Here is a 14,391-nt window from a genome sequence, read left to right on the forward strand (position 1 = left end):
ATTTGAAAAATATACATAACTTATTTCACCAATTGCGCTCAAAATATTTTCCAATAACGCATCTTCAAAAAACTCCCGCCAACGCGTCGCAAGTGCATTGCCAATCTGGGTATCGTCTCCCGCCACACCGCATTGGCATCATTGATGCATAAAACATCAATAATAAGTGTTGAGATTGTTATATAGTGGTATTAAGCTCTAAATTGCATATAAATTATGGCACTCAGTGAGCGTGGGACAATGATCACTGCAGCGCAATTGCGGGCAGCCCGTGCCCTTCTCGGTATCGACCAGAAAAAGCTGGCCGCACTGTCGGATCTTTCCGTGCCGACGATCCAGCGCATGGAGGCACGAACGGGCCTTATCCGGGGCAATGTCGACTCTCTGATGAAGCTTGTGGAGGCCCTCGCCGCGGCCGGTGTCGAACTGATCGGCGAGGGCAGCATCAGTTCGTCAGGCGGGCGTGGGGTTCGCCTCAGGCAATCCGCGCCAAAGGCCCCACGCACCGTCGCCATGGACGGAATGGAGGAATGAGGCCATGACGCTTGCCGTCGCTTTGGGGTGTATCGCGGTCCTGCTGGCCATTGCACTCGCGGCGCTCTTGGCAAGACGCCTCTCGTCTGCAACCACGTTCATCTATTCGGCCTGTCTGTGTGTTTCATCCGTGCTTCTGGCGACGGCGCTCGCCCAACTGCTCGGCCGGCTTCCGGAAGCGGATCTGAAATTGCCCCTCGGCCTGCCCTGGATTGGTGCCAATTTCCATATCGATGCGTTGAGCGCCTTCTTCCTGGCCATCGTCAACCTCGGTGCTTCCGCTGCAAGCCTCTACGCGCTCGGCTACGGAAAGCATGAGCACGAGCCTTTGCGCGTATTGCCATTTTATCCCGCCTTCCTTGCGGGAATGAACGCTGTCGTCCTCGCCGCGGATGCCTTCGCCTTCCTGTTTTCCTGGGAGTTGATGTCGCTGGCGTCCTGGGCGCTGGTGCTCGCGCATCATCGCGAGGAGGACAACCTCAAGGCCGGCTATGTCTATATCGTGATGGCGAGTTTCGGTTCGCTGGCACTGCTGCTGGCCTTCGGCCTTCTGGCCGGTAGCCAGGGCGCCTACGCCTTCGATCAAATTCGCCATCAAGCCCCGACGGAAACGGCAATCGCCGCAGTGCTCGCCCTGGTGACGCTCGGTGCCGGCTCGAAGGCTGGCCTGGTGCCTCTCCATGTCTGGCTGCCCCTGGCTCACCCGGCAGCACCGAGCCATGTCTCGGCCCTCATGAGCGGCGTGATGACCAAGGTTGCGATCTATGCCTTCATCCGCATCGTCTTCGACCTGCTCGGCTCGCCGGAATGGTGGTGGAGCGTCCCGATCCTGGTCGCGGCCGGTGCCTCGGCGGTTCTCGGCATTCTCCAGGCTCTGATGCAGACCGATCTCAAGCGGCTGCTCGCCTACAGCACGATCGAGAATGTCGGGCTCATATTCGCCGGCCTCGGCCTGGCACTGGCTTTTCAGGCCAATGGTTTTGGCGCAGCGGCCGCGCTGGCCATGACGGCTGCCTTGTTCCACATCCTCAATCATACCCTGTTCAAGAGCGTGCTGTTCTTCGGAGCCGGCGCCATCCTGACGGCGACCGGGCAACGTGACCTCAACGCGCTGGGCGGGCTCATTCACCGCATGCCCGTGACGAGCGTCGTCGTACTGGTCGCCTGTGTCGCCATCTCGGCTCTGCCTCCGTTGAACGGCTTCGCATCCGAATGGCTGACGTTTCAGGCCATCCTGCTCAGCCCGCAGATTCCCCAATGGGGCCTCAAGCTGCTGGTGCCGGCCATCGGCGCCCTGCTCGCCTTGTCCGCAGCCCTGGCGGCGGCCTGCTTCGTTCGCGCCTTTGGCACGATTTTCCTGGGGCGCCCCCGCACGCTCGCAGCCCAGGAAGCACGCGAGGTTGATCGCTGGTCACAAAGCGCGATGATCGCACTTGCCAGCTTGTGCCTGCTGGCGGGAATTCTTCCGGGCTTCATCATCGACGGCATCGCACCGGCGGTGTCCTACGCGGTTCAGGCGCGCATGCCGGCACAGGCCGGTGTGGATTGGCTCACCATCATACCGGTGGCCGCGAGCCGCAGTTCCTACAACGGCCTGCTCGTCTTCGTCTTCATCACCTTTTCGGCGTCATTGTCCGCCTACGCCATCCACCGCCTGGCGTCGCGGGCCGTAAGGCGAGGTCCCGCCTGGGATTGCGGCTTTCCGGACGCCAACCCGATCACGCAATACAGCGCCACCAGCTTTTCCCAGCCGATCCGGCGCGTCTACGGCGCCACCCTGTTCCGCGCGCGCGAAAGCGTTGACATGCCCAGGCCTGGCGACCAGCGGCCCGCTCGTCTTCTGGTGAGTTTGCGGGACCTCGTCTGGGATGGGATCTACGGACCGTTGGTCAAGGCCGTCCTGCTCGCCGCCGACCGGCTCGACCGCCTGCAATATCTCACCATCCGGCAATATCTGAGCCTGGTCTTCCTGCTGCTTGTCTTCCTCCTCGTGGTGCTGGCGTCATGGCCGTGATCGAAAGCCTGGCCATCCAGGCCCTGCAGATGTTTCTCGTGCTCTGCCTCGCACCGCTCGTCACCGGCCTGGTGCGGCGGATCAAGGCTCATCTGTTGCGCCGGCGCGGGCCCTCCCCATTCCAGCCATACCGCGACCTTCTGCGCCTCCTGCGCAAGGAGGTGGTGTTGGCCGACAATGCTTCCTGGCTCTTTCGCGTCACGCCCTATGCGATCTTCGCCGCGACATGGGTGGCCGCCGCTCTCGTGCCGACCTTCGCCACCGGACTGCAGTTCAGCTGGTCGGCCGACCTCATCGTCGTGATCGCTCTCCTGGGCAGTGCCCGCTTCTTTCTGGCCCTGGCCGGCATGGATGTCGGCACGAGTTTTGGCGGCATCGGCGCCAGCCGGGAAATGATGATCGCCACGCTGGCGGAGCCGGCGATGATCATGATCGTCTTCTCCGTCGCGCTCCTCGCCGGTTCGACCCAGCTTTCCTATCTCGCCGGCTTCATGGTCTCGGTCGGGCTGAGGGTATCGCTCGCGCTCGCTCTGATCGCATTGGTGATGGTGGCCATTGCCGAGAACGGGCGGATCCCCATCGACAATCCGGCCACGCATCTCGAACTCACAATGGTGCATGAGGCGATGGTGCTGGAATATTCCGGACGCCACCTCGCGCTGATCGAGCTGTCGGCCTCCCTCAAGCTCGTGCTCTATATCTCGCTGATCGGCTGCGTCTTCGCTCCCTGGTGGCTTGCCCCTGCCGGTGCGCCCGCCGGCGCCTATTTGATCGGCGCCATCGTCTACTTCATCAAGCTCCTGCTTGCCGCTGCCCTCCTCGCCATTTTCGAGACGATGGTGGCCAAGATGCGCGTCTTCCGTGTCCCCGATTTTCTTGGCGCAGCCTTGATGCTCAGCCTGCTGGGGGCGCTGCTTCTCTTCGTGTCGAGGAGTTTGTGACATGAACGGGCTCACCTTCGACATAGCCCATGTCCTGGCCGGCGGCCTGGTGCTGGTAAGCTTCATGATGCTCTACCAGAACCGCCTCTACGCGCTGCTCAACATCTTTGCGCTGCAGGCCGTGGTGCTGTCGCTGTCGGTGGCTTGGCAAGCCTGGGTTCAAGGCGCGACACACCTTTACGTCACCGCGGTGATCGCCCTCATCTTCAAGGCGATCATCATTCCCGTCGCCTTGCATCGCATCATCGCCCGCCTCGGGATTCACCGGGAAGTGGAGACGGTCGTGGGCGTGGGATTGACCATGCTCGCGGGCATCGGCCTGGTGGCCCTGTCCATGGTGATCATGCTGCGCGTCACGGCCGGCGCCGATCCCCTGGCACGTGAGGACCTTTCCTTCGCTCTCTCGGTCGTCCTGCTCGGTTTTCTCATGATGGTGACACGCCGCAACGCCGTCAGCCAAGTGGTGGGCTTCATGTCGATCGAGAACGGCCTGATCCTCGCAGGCACCGGGGCAAAGGGCATGCCCCTGGTGGTCGAGATCAGTGTCGCCTTTTCGGTGCTGATTGCCCTTTTCGTCATCGGCATCTTCCTGTTTCGCATCAGCGAGCGCTTCGACACCGTGGATTCCAAGGCTCTCGACCGTTTTCAGGGAGAACGTCAATGAGCGGCCTTGCCCTGGACGGTTCGACATTGATCCTGATCATTCCGATATTGGCCGCCATCCTCATGGCGGTCCTGCCGGATTTCCGGCTGTCGGCGAGGCTGAACGCGCTTTCCGCCTTCCTGACCCTGGCGGCCGCATTCTCTCTCTTGTTCTACAGGCCGGACCCAGGTTCCTTCATCGTGGTCGACGATCTCAATATCGTCTTCCTTCTCCTCAACACCTTCGTGGCTTTCACCACCAGCGTATTCAGCGCCAGCTATATCGGCCATGAGCTGGAAATCGGCAGGCTGACGCCCTCGCATCTGCGCTTCTATCACGCGATGTACCAGGTCCTGCTCTTTGCGATGAATCTTGCTCTGCTGGCCAATAATATCGGCCTGATCTGGGTCGCCATCGAGGTTGCCACGCTGACCACCGTCCTGATGGTGGGGATCTACCAGACCCAGGAGGCCATCGAGGCGGCCTGGAAATATTTCATTCTCGGCAGTGTCGGTATTGCACTGGCCCTTTTTGGCACCATCCTGGTCTATATGGCAGCCCGCCCCATCGTGGGCGAAGGCGTGGACGGCATGGTCTGGACGGTCCTGCTGCGGCACGCCGCCGACTTCGATCCCTCGCTGCTCAATCTCGCCTTCATCTTCCTGCTGCTGGGTTACGGCACCAAAGCGGGCCTGGTGCCCCTGCACGCGTGGTTGCCCGACGCGCACGCCGAAGGGCCGACACCGATCTCGGCCGTGCTCTCCGGCCTGCTGCTCAATGTCGCCCTCTATGCAGTGCTGCGTTTCAAGCTCCTGCTCGCCGCCAACCCCGCGGCCATCGCGCCCGGTCCGATGCTGGTGACGATGGGCCTCGTCTCGCTCATCTTCGCCGGCTTCATGCTCTATCGGCGCCGCGACATGAAGCGCATGTTCGCCTTCTCCTCCATCGAGCACATGGGCATCATCGCCTTTGCTTTTGGCATGGGAGGCCCGCTCGCCAATTTTGCCGGCCTCTTGCACATGACCATGCACAGCCTGACGAAATCGGCGATCTTCTTTGCCGTCGGTCATGTCGCCCAAGCCAAAAGCACCCAGAAGATGGCCGAGATCGGTGGCCTGACCCAGAGCCACCCACCGCTCGGCTGGGGGCTGGTTTTTGGTGTGCTCGCCATCGCCGGCCTGCCGCCGTTCGGGGTATTCATGAGCGAATTCCTGATCGTGAGCGCCACGTTTGGGCGGCAACCCCTGCTGGCCTTGGCTCTGGTGATGGGATTGCTGGTCGCCTTCGGAGCCCTGATCCTGCGCATGCAAGGACTTGCCTTCGGCGCCCCGAAAGGAACGATGGCGCCGGTCAAGGCATCCTATGTTCCCCTGGCCCTCCATCTGGCCCTGGTCTTGATCGCAGGCTTCTATCTGCCTGCACCGCTGGTTGCCTGGTTCCAGCACGTCGCGAACATGCTTGGTTAGGATGCACGCCATGGCAACGCTCCAAGAGCTGCTGACCGCCAATCCTACGCCTGGGGCGCATCTTTCCTGGCCCCACATCACGGCCGACGATGCCCTGTGGCACGACCTGGCCGAACAGTTGCAACAGGGTGCCGTCACGCTACTGGGTCTATGGGGGGAAAATCGGCAGAGTGGTGGCGTCGTTCGCGTCGCGGTGGTCGATGAAGCGCAGCGGACGGGGGCGGTGGTCACCCATGATTGCCCGGGTGGTCAATATCCTGCCTTGAGCAAGTCTCACCCGCCGGCGATGCGCCTGGAACGCACCGTGCACGATCTCTTCGGGTTGCTGCCGATCGGCCTACCTGACACGAGGCCATGGCTCGATCACGGAATGTGGCCGGTGCGGCATCCGCTCGGCGGCCAGACCCCTTCCCCCGCATTGGCCGTGCCCTATCCCTTCCTCGGCGCCCAAGGCGAAGGCCTGCACCAGATCCCTGTTGGTCCTGTCCATGCCGGCGTGATCGAGCCGGGACATTTCCGATTCACGGCCGGCGGCGAGACCGTCGTTCGGCTCGAGGAACGGCTTGGTTACACCCACAAGGGCGTGGAAGGGCTGATGATCGGTGCCGATATCAAGCATGCTGCCAAGCTGGCCGGCCGCGTGTCGGGCGACAGCACCGTTGCCTATGCTTTGGCCTTTGCGAATGCTGTTGAATCTGTCCACGACGCCACAGTGCCGGCGCGTGCTGTATGGCTGCGGGGCCTGATGGCCGAACTCGAGCGGCTCGCCAATCATTTCGGCGATATCGGCGCCATCTGCAACGATGCGGCCTTCGCCTTGATGCACGCGCATTGCAGTGTACTGCGCGAACGCGTCCTGCGCACTGCCATGACTTGCTTCGGGCACCGCCTGATGATGGATCGCATCATTCCCGGCGGCATTAGCAACGATCTGGTCGCGGACGGGGAGGTCGCGCTAAAGGACCTCCTGATTGAAATTCGCCGCGTCTTTCCGGCGCTCGTGGAGCTCTACGACAATACGGCCTCGCTGCAGGATCGGACGGTAGGAACCGGAATCGTCGATCCGGCATTGGCACGCCAATACGGATGCGGCGGTTTCATCGGCCGGGCGTCGGGTCGGCGTTTCGACACGCGTCACGTCTTGCCCTATCCCCCCTATGACGATCTGCGGTTCGAAATACCCGTCCTTTCCGATGGCGACGTCAATGCCCGGGTCTGGATCCGGATCAGGGAGGTCGAGCAGAGCCTGTCGCTGATCGACCAGATCCTCGAGCGCCTCCCCCCAGGCCCCGTCCACGCCGATCTATCCCAGGCAAGAGCCGGCGAGGCGATGGCCCTGGTGGAGGGTTTTCGCGGCGATATCCTCGTCTGGGTCAGCCTCGATGAGCACGGACGAATCCGCCGCTGCCATCTGCGCGATCCGTCCTGGTTCCAATGGCCTCTGCTCGAAGCGGCGATCGACGGCAACATCGTGGCCGATTTTCCGCTCTGCAACAAATCCTTCAACTGTTCCTATTCCGGACATGATCTGTGAGGTTCCGGTCATGAGACGTTTGCTGTTCGATACATTGCGCAAAGCCCCGCTCACCGAACCGGCTCCTTCCCCCCACGATCCGGAAATCGCCGGCCTCATTGCCCAATTGGGCCGGTCTGCCCAGGCGCGCCTGGGCCGGAGCCTCGCCATCCGCGAGGTCGACGCCGGCTCCTGCAATGGCTGCGAGCTTGAGATCAACGCTCTTGGCAACGCCTTCTACGATTTCGAGCGCTTCGGCCTGCATCTCGTGGCCTCGCCACGGCACGCCGACGTACTGCTGGTTACAGGACCTGTGACGCTGAACATGCGCGAGGCGTTGCAAAGGACCTATGAGGCCATGCCCTCGCCCAAATGGGTCGTTGCTGCCGGAGGATGTGCGCTGGATGGCGGCCTGTTCGCGGGTAGCTATGCCTGCGCGAAGGGGGTATCCGACGTCATACCCGTCGATCTCCATATTCCCGGCTGTCCGCCCACACCCACCGCGCTTCTCAAAGGCCTTCTGGCGCTTTTGAGCCGAACGCAGATGTAATCGTCACAGTCACGTGAAGGGCCGTTGCGTGCGCTGCACCACCCCGCCGAATGATTGAGGACGGCCTCGGGCCATTCACTCCTCTTGCGGTCCGAACCTTCTTATTGCCATATATTGCTTTATCATTGATGTTTAAAACATCAAACCGATGCTCATATCGCATCGGTTTGGGTAGGGCGAAGGCGACGGGCCTGCCGATCGGCATCACGTCAAATCGGGGTTCAATGCGTCAGATCGATCTCATCGACTCAAAATCGGGCGTGGTCGCGATTTACGAAGATCGTCGAGGCGGCCGTATCTATCTGGAAGGTAGCGCCATTCAGACCTACGCCGACCCGGATGGAACCAGCCTGTTGTCCTATGTTCGCCTGATGGCGGATGTCCTCTCTCCCTGCAAAGAGGTCCTGGTGCTGGGCTGTGCCGGCGGCTCACTGGCGACGATGCTCCACCGATCCGGCAAGCGCGTGACCGTTGTCGACAACAATCCGGAGAGTTTTCGCATCGCACGCCACTATTTTGGCATGGCGCCAGCCATACGATGTGTGGCTGCGGATTTTCGAGATTACCTGGAAACGGAGAGCGCCCAATTTGACGGTATCGCGGTCGACATCGGAGGGCCGACCATTGCCTTCCAGGATCTGTTCGATGCGCCGACCTGCGAGGCAATCTGCAAGAGGCTAAGCCCAGCCGGCCGCCTGGCCATGAACCTGATCATTCCCGAGGCCGCCGATACGCTCGCCGACCATATCGCCTCAGGGCTCATGGCCGAAGGTGCCGGCCTGTGGATCTACGACCAGATCGGAGAGCGGGACTTCAACGCCGTGCTTGTTCGCCTCCCGCCCACTGAGCATCACAGTCTGCGGGATGAGGTATACGGGACTGCCTTGGACAATGTTCCTTGGACGAAAAGGCCTCCGCGCAGCCCCCTGGCACCCTATCATCACAGGCAAAAAACACCCGTGAGCGGGTTGGAGCGGCAGCTGGCCGAACTGTTCATGCAGCGCATGTTCGACATCGGACCAGCCTCGGACGAACGGCCTCTCGCTGCACGATAGTCTGCTCGACCAACATTAGATGGAGTGGCCATGGCCAACGACAATGAAGATTATATCTATGATGAGGCGAGCGGCGAATGGCTGCCCGCTTCGCAAGTAAAGGCCGCCGCTGAAGCCAGCCAAAAAACGGTTCGTGACTCGGCTGGCAATGTCCTTGCCGATGGCGACGCGGTCACCCTCATCAAGGATCTCAAGGTCAAGGGAACCAGTCTCACCTTGAAGCAGGGGACTGTGGTCCGGTCGATCCGCCTCACTGACAACGATGAGGAAATCGACTGCCGCTATGAAGGAATCAAGGGCCTGGTTCTGCGCACGGAGTTCGTGCGCAAGCGTTGATGGGTCGCGGCGCCATCTTTGAGGGCAGCCGCATCTCCATTTCCGCACTTAGCCTGGAAGGCGGCCATTATCGCAATGCTGATCTTGCCCAGGCATGCTGTGGCATTGATCCAAATCAATGCCACGCCAATGAGTTCATGCCCGATCTCTATGCAGGAACTCAATGATGGCGCTGCCACATGGGAAAAACCGATAATCTGGTTCGAAAATGCAACGACATGATCGCGGAAGGTCTGGATTTCCCGACGATATGGGAAGCATATCTGAGGCGCCACGCTGCCGTGATCGGCCCGCCGATCCAAGGCTATCGGGACAATGAGCCCATTCTGACCATCCCCCTGTTTTATCGACAGACATTGCTCTTTCTTTCAACGAACGGTCGGTTCGTGATCGAATGAAGGGTCGCAGAGTCACCTTCGAACGCTTGTCTGGTCGATGCACGGCAGGGCGGTCGCCGAGAAGCTGGTGACGCTGGATCGACGCGGTTGAGTGTCCCGAGCAGCATTCGGCACATTATCCGCATATGGAGGGAGGCACCGTGCAGTTGCTAGCCCGTTTCGAGGGCATCCATGGCCGGATCTTCGTCATCGAGGAGAAAGCCACGGGTGCCCGTCGGTACTATGAGGGAGGCTCCTTCCAGAGCCATGCCTGGCGGTCCGGAGAGAGCTGCTTCACCTATGTTCACCTGATGAAGGCTCTCCTGCAGCCGGCCAGAGACGTTCTCGTGCTTGGTTGTGCCGGCGGCACGCTGGCCACGATGCTGCATCGGCAGGGCAAGTCCGTTACAGTCATCGACAGAAACCCGCTGAGCTTCACGCTTGCGCGCGAATATTTCTGGATGCCGTCGGACGTTCGATGCATCGCCGCCGATTTCAAGGATTTCATCACCTACAATCGGGATTGCTTCGATGCGATTGCCGTCGACGTCGGTGGCCCCGGATTCGACTACGCCACCGAGTTCGACGAAATGACCTGCCGCACTCTCCTCGGCCGTTTGGGCCACAGTGGCCGGATCGCCATGAATGTTCTGATCGAGTACGGGATGGATCTGCTTCCGGACATCGCCGGCAAGCGACTTGCCGGCCCGGGCTTGCAGACCTGGATCATTGACGAGGTCGTTAGGGAACCGGACCGCAATGCGGTGATCGCCTGTGTTCCAGAAGGCCATCTGGACATTCAATGGCAGATTTTGCCGGACACGGTTGCCACCGATGCAGCGCGATGGCTTGTCAGGCGTTCGCACCTGGAAAGCGCTGACAAATATGCACGCTGAAGGGCCTGGCGGACTATTGGCGAAATCTCCAGTCGGTTCTCCATGCCGGAAGGACAAGAGGACTGGCGATTGAATTGCCCCCTAGGAGAGGCGGCAAGTCAACCGCCATCATGCAGTCGGCCAGCCAACTGCGGCAGCGAAGATTGTAGAACCGAGCCGAGCGTCAGCACCACCCGGATTTCATTCGATCAATTACGCCAGCCGGCAATCGCGAGGGCAATACCCAAGATCGAGGTGCCTGCAATGATCATCGTAAGCATGAGAACTTCACCGCCTGACATGGATCTTCCCTACTGAATAGATCGGATGGAACAGGCGCCATTCCTGCCGACTATGTGCAGCAACCGCGCCTGAAATAGGAAGACACAGGACGCCGGCACTCGCGTTGATCCAGATCAATGCTCATCAACGATTGTTCCACCATGCGTTACATCTGAGTTGTTCAGCGTTAGCAAAAGGCCTATAGAGTCCGAACGATGCAACCTCCTGTGTAGCGAAAAAGAGCAATATGGGCAGCATACGGCACCGTAGCCTTGGCAAGACCTACATCAAGGAGTGGCGACTGAAGCGAGGGCTGTCTTTGCGCAGGCTCGAGGATCGTCTTGAAACACTGCCGGACGGCAAACCCATGATCACGCATGTCTCGATCAACCGGATCGAGATGAGCAAGCAACCCTATAGCCAGGAGGTTCTGGAGGCCTTGGCGGCAGCTCTTGATTGCTCGCCGGCTGAACTCATCAGTGTCGACCCGAACAGCGAAAATGAGATGCTGGAGCTTTTGCGTCGGCTACCGGCAGACAAGTATCGGCAGGCCATCAATTTCATCAAGTTTCTTGGAGAGGCAAACTGACAATGCCCAGGATCACACGCTATCTCGCGCTTCCCTTCATCCGCACTCTTGATGGAGATCTTCTCGCCCAATCTGCCATCGACATGGCCGATGAGCCGAAGGCAAGGGAGATGGCCTCAACGATGGTCGGGACGTCAGCCACGATCGCGAGGGGCGCGGGGCCGGGATTCGATGCGGTCACCTATGTCGGGGCCATGGCCCTGTCCCGCACGGTGAATCGGGACGCCGGTGGTTTTGAAGGCGCGGTGGTCCTGGCGCGTTATGGCCAGACCCCAGCCAATCTGAGCGGCATCCTGTGATATTCCGATAAACCCTCTTGAGAATGTCTGCCGGGCTTTGCGCCGTCACCATGATTACTCTGGCGGCGGTCGGTTCGATGGCAAGCCAATCCGGCAAGCATATCACGACGAAACAGCCACCATGCTGTGGGCAATGAAGGATGGCGACAAGCTCCCCAATGGTCTTCTTGTGAAGAAGGACGAGCGCCCGGGGCTCTGATCTTTTGACGAGTCATAGGGTGATCGGCGTAGTTAATGGCATTCTGATGTCTCGGAGCCAGCCGCCGAGGCGCGGAGTTGCAGAACCGCCGCATGGGTCGCCGCGCAAGTTAGAATCTCTATAAATCATTGCTATTGCAGGGTTTTTCCTCATCCTCTAGGTTGGGATTGCTTCACCTTTAGGAGCATTGTTCTTCTTATCTATGTTGCGGGCTGGCGTGGACAGGCTGTCTCTCGGAAAACTGATCAGTGCCTTTGCGAAGATGCGGCCGCGGCTGCAGGCGGTGGCCAAGGCACCCACCGGTTGCTCGGCGACAGCCGAGGACTTGATGCAGGACACCTGGCTGAAACTGGAAAACGCCGGTCTGGAAGACAATGCGATCCGCAATCCGGCCGGGTTCATCACCCGCGTTGCGCAGCATGCCGTCACCAGTCATCTGCGCAACCAGCGCAGGCGCAATGAAATCGACGATGAACTCACCGACATCCTGTGGGAAAACTGCGACCTGGTTTCGCCGGAACGGGTGCTGATCGGGCTCGACCGCTGTGGATTGCTCGGATGTGATTTTCGGCCACCGGCATCTATACCCGGCTGCCGAGCTATGTCCGCTTCTGGGCCGTGAAGTGGCTGGATACGAGGGCGGAGATCGTCAATGTCGTCAAATGCGAGGAACTCACCGCACTGCCGAAGGCTTTTCCGGAGCCTTGGAAAGGCTGCGCAAGGAGGGCTCCCATGTGCCGGCGACCTCGCCAAAGGGACGGCACACCATCCTAGCTTGAAATCGAGGAAGACGATCCCAAGCTGCCTGACGGCGTGCCGGTATGGCAAGAACGCTTCAACGACGTCCCGTCCCGGTATTTATGGGTGATCCGTAGACATCCACAGGCCGACAAGAACGTCCGTGATCACATGCGCTGGGTTCATTCCGCCCTACGCCAAGGCCGCTACGACGCCTTTTTCTTTCTGCCCCTGCTGGGCGCGGGAGGCGGTGGCGGTGGCGGTGCGCTATTCGCCTTTCGATTCATCTGGCCCAGTCCGAGTTCCTTGGCCAGGCGCGCGCGGGTAGCTGAATAGTTCGGCGCAACCATGGGATAGTCGCTGGGCAGGCCCCACTTCTCCCGATACTGCTCGGGCGTCATTTCATAGGTCGTCCGCAGATGCCGGGTCAGCGATTTGAACTTGCGCCCGTCTTCCAGACTGATCAGATAATCCGGGGTGACGGATTTCTTGATCGGAACGGCGGGCTTTGGCGGGGTAACCGCCTCGACCGACCTTGGATTGTTCAGATCCGTTAGTCCTTTGTGCACCGAATGGATCAGATCCGCGAGGGATGCGGTGGCAACCTGGTTGTTGGAAACATAGGCAGAGACGATGTCGACTGTCAGGTCGACCAGACTTGCGTCGTCCTCAGACATATTCAGTCACCTTCTTGTTTTTTGGGGTGATGTCGAAGTGAGTGCTGTTTTTCTTTATGAACGCAGCATTGTGGACCCGTTCGCTGCGCTGGCTCAGATTCTCCGGCAAATTCCAGTAACTGTAAAGATCATCCTCGGGGATGATCATGGCTGCCTGTGCACTATTTCGAGCCTTTTCGGATTCTGTTTCGATCGCTCGTGCCCTCTGTGCAAATCACTATAAAAATAAGTGATTAGAGAACATTCGATCTACATGCACCTGTTGGAACACCGGCCAGTTCCCTTAAAACAAGACGAGCCGCACACATCCGTCCGCCGAGGCTTGGGCCCGAGGACGTCTCAGCCAACCAGAAAATTTCATCGTGACGATCTCGCACAAGGGTGCGACGCCGCGCCATTGACCGCGATAGATGCTGGTGTCGATGCCGATGCCGCAGTCCATGAACACGCCTGTTCGCTGCTCGAACCCGATGCACGTTCCCAAGGTCAGACGCTCGACGCATGGACGACCGGAATAGCGAAACGAGGCCGAGCCTTACGGCAGGACGAATACGTCATTGTCCGCGATTTCGGACGCAATATCGATCGCCGCGAACTCGAAGGATTTGAAGGCGCGACGATCACTCGAGGCTGCCTCCTTCCCGAAGAGCGGGCTGACAATGGCCCAGTCGAACACGGCTGCCTCAAGTTGATCCTTCCACCCTTACCGAGGGTCGAGCAGGTCGGCGCAGATCCATCGTGCTTCCGGCAACAGCTTGCGGCCGATCTTGACGAGGCGTGGATTGATCTCGACGCAGACGGCAATGGAGGAGGATTGATCCTCGATCCCTCGACGAGCCTTCCCTTCGCCAGTTGTGCCATCACCTTAACTCGACGCTCGCAGACGCCTGGGCTTTCGAGCTCCAGCCGGGTCTGCCGGCCCAAGCTGATGGAGGCCAGGCGACGGAGCGGCTATCCGCAGCCCCGCTCGCAGTTACACTTCGGCGAAACCCCACATGGCTACAATCGGTCGTGTGTCGGCCGTCACCTTGCGGCTCACCTATTTGAATCGTTCCAGCGCCGTGACCGTTCTTCGCAATGTTTTCGTCAATGAATCGACATTCTGAATTGTATCCCGTACGGAAATCGGAGTAGGAATTTACCGTGAATATATGACTGTCTGAACAACCGTCAGAGGATCTGGAATTGTTCCGCTTTTGGAGAAAGTTTAGGTTACCAAAAGGGACCCCAGTAGAGGTCGAAAAGATTGAAGCGGGCGAGCAAGCTCTCTCAGAATTTCTAAAACATACACAGGATTTAATCT

At 59.9% G+C, this 14,391-nt stretch carries 17 protein-coding genes; 16 read left to right on the top strand and 1 reads right to left on the bottom strand.

Annotated features, from left to right (window positions below):
• Nucleotides 1-240 precede the first annotated feature (240 nt).
• The 15 genes from ACTJKX_RS09515 (at nucleotide 241) to ACTJKX_RS09585 (ending at nucleotide 12,295) form a co-directional block, all read left to right on the top strand.
• Nucleotides 241-534, top strand: a complete 294-nt coding sequence (locus ACTJKX_RS09515; protein ID WP_367624823.1) for a helix-turn-helix domain-containing protein — start codon at nucleotides 241-243, stop codon at nucleotides 532-534.
• A 4-nt stretch (nucleotides 535-538) separates the two neighbouring features.
• Nucleotides 539-2,548 carry a hydrogenase 4 subunit B gene (gene hyfB, locus ACTJKX_RS09520; protein ID WP_440725113.1) on the top strand — a complete coding sequence of 670 codons (2,010 nt, stop codon included), beginning with the start codon at nucleotides 539-541 and terminating at the stop codon, nucleotides 2,546-2,548.
• The gene (locus tag ACTJKX_RS09525; protein WP_440725114.1) at nucleotides 2,539-3,489 is read left to right on the top strand and encodes a respiratory chain complex I subunit 1 family protein; all 951 of its coding nucleotides are present in this window, start codon (nucleotides 2,539-2,541) and stop codon (nucleotides 3,487-3,489) included. Before hyfB ends, ACTJKX_RS09525 begins: the two co-directional genes overlap by 10 nt.
• A 1-nt stretch (nucleotide 3,490) precedes the next feature.
• Nucleotides 3,491-4,153: a hydrogenase-4 component E gene (locus ACTJKX_RS09530; protein WP_149249274.1), complete on the top strand. Its 663-nt coding sequence runs from the start codon at nucleotides 3,491-3,493 to the stop codon at nucleotides 4,151-4,153.
• Nucleotides 4,150-5,598, top strand: a complete 1,449-nt coding sequence (locus ACTJKX_RS09535; RefSeq protein WP_440725115.1) for a hydrogenase 4 subunit F — start codon at nucleotides 4,150-4,152, stop codon at nucleotides 5,596-5,598. Before ACTJKX_RS09530 ends, ACTJKX_RS09535 begins: the two co-directional genes overlap by 4 nt.
• A gap of 10 nt (nucleotides 5,599-5,608) precedes the next feature.
• Nucleotides 5,609-7,132 carry a hydrogenase large subunit gene (locus tag ACTJKX_RS09540; protein ID WP_440725116.1) on the top strand — a complete coding sequence of 508 codons (1,524 nt, stop codon included), beginning with the start codon at nucleotides 5,609-5,611 and terminating at the stop codon, nucleotides 7,130-7,132.
• A gap of 10 nt (nucleotides 7,133-7,142) precedes the next feature.
• Complete coding sequence (locus ACTJKX_RS09545) at nucleotides 7,143-7,661, top strand: NADH-quinone oxidoreductase subunit B family protein (RefSeq protein WP_311937290.1); 519 nt, start codon at nucleotides 7,143-7,145, stop codon at nucleotides 7,659-7,661.
• A 224-nt stretch (nucleotides 7,662-7,885) separates the two neighbouring features.
• Complete coding sequence (locus ACTJKX_RS09550) at nucleotides 7,886-8,716, top strand: spermidine synthase (protein WP_440725117.1); 831 nt, start codon at nucleotides 7,886-7,888, stop codon at nucleotides 8,714-8,716.
• 30 nt (nucleotides 8,717-8,746) lie between these two features.
• On the top strand, nucleotides 8,747-9,052 hold the full coding sequence (locus tag ACTJKX_RS09555; protein ID WP_149249269.1) for a zinc ribbon domain-containing protein YjdM: 306 nt from the start codon (nucleotides 8,747-8,749) through the stop codon (nucleotides 9,050-9,052).
• Nucleotides 9,052-9,219 (top strand): hypothetical protein, encoded by a 168-nt coding sequence (locus tag ACTJKX_RS09560; protein WP_440725118.1) that lies wholly within the window; start codon nucleotides 9,052-9,054, stop codon nucleotides 9,217-9,219. The genes ACTJKX_RS09555 and ACTJKX_RS09560 overlap by 1 nt, the downstream gene beginning before the upstream one ends.
• Nucleotides 9,220-9,231: 12 nt before the next feature.
• Nucleotides 9,232-9,450: a hypothetical protein gene (locus ACTJKX_RS09565; protein ID WP_440725119.1), complete on the top strand. Its 219-nt coding sequence runs from the start codon at nucleotides 9,232-9,234 to the stop codon at nucleotides 9,448-9,450.
• A gap of 125 nt (nucleotides 9,451-9,575) precedes the next feature.
• Nucleotides 9,576-10,325, top strand: a complete 750-nt coding sequence (locus tag ACTJKX_RS09570; protein ID WP_440725120.1) for a spermidine synthase — start codon at nucleotides 9,576-9,578, stop codon at nucleotides 10,323-10,325.
• 508 nt (nucleotides 10,326-10,833) lie between these two features.
• A complete protein-coding gene (locus ACTJKX_RS09575) occupies nucleotides 10,834-11,175 on the top strand; it encodes a helix-turn-helix domain-containing protein (protein ID WP_149249266.1) in 342 nt (113 codons plus the stop codon).
• Nucleotides 11,176-11,177: 2 nt separating this feature from the next.
• Nucleotides 11,178-11,474, top strand: coding sequence for a hypothetical protein (locus ACTJKX_RS09580; protein WP_440725121.1), 297 nt, complete (start codon nucleotides 11,178-11,180; stop codon nucleotides 11,472-11,474).
• A 416-nt stretch (nucleotides 11,475-11,890) separates the two neighbouring features.
• On the top strand, nucleotides 11,891-12,295 hold the full coding sequence (locus ACTJKX_RS09585; protein WP_440725122.1) for an RNA polymerase sigma factor: 405 nt from the start codon (nucleotides 11,891-11,893) through the stop codon (nucleotides 12,293-12,295).
• A gap of 322 nt (nucleotides 12,296-12,617) precedes the next feature.
• On the opposite strand, the gene ACTJKX_RS09590 is transcribed toward ACTJKX_RS09585, so the two are convergent.
• The gene (locus ACTJKX_RS09590) at nucleotides 12,618-13,088 is read right to left on the bottom strand and encodes a MucR family transcriptional regulator (RefSeq protein ID WP_367624838.1); all 471 of its coding nucleotides are present in this window, start codon (nucleotides 13,086-13,088) and stop codon (nucleotides 12,618-12,620) included.
• Nucleotides 13,089-13,485: 397 nt separating this feature from the next.
• Between ACTJKX_RS09590 and ACTJKX_RS09595 the strand changes: the two genes are divergently transcribed.
• Nucleotides 13,486-14,181, top strand: coding sequence for a hypothetical protein (locus tag ACTJKX_RS09595; RefSeq protein WP_394314275.1), 696 nt, complete (start codon nucleotides 13,486-13,488; stop codon nucleotides 14,179-14,181).
• Nucleotides 14,182-14,391: the final 210 nt, after the last annotated feature.

The organism is Labrys sp. 22185 (assembly GCF_052045555.1).
In the GTDB taxonomy this organism is placed as follows: domain Bacteria; phylum Pseudomonadota; class Alphaproteobacteria; order Rhizobiales; family Labraceae; genus Labrys; species Labrys neptuniae.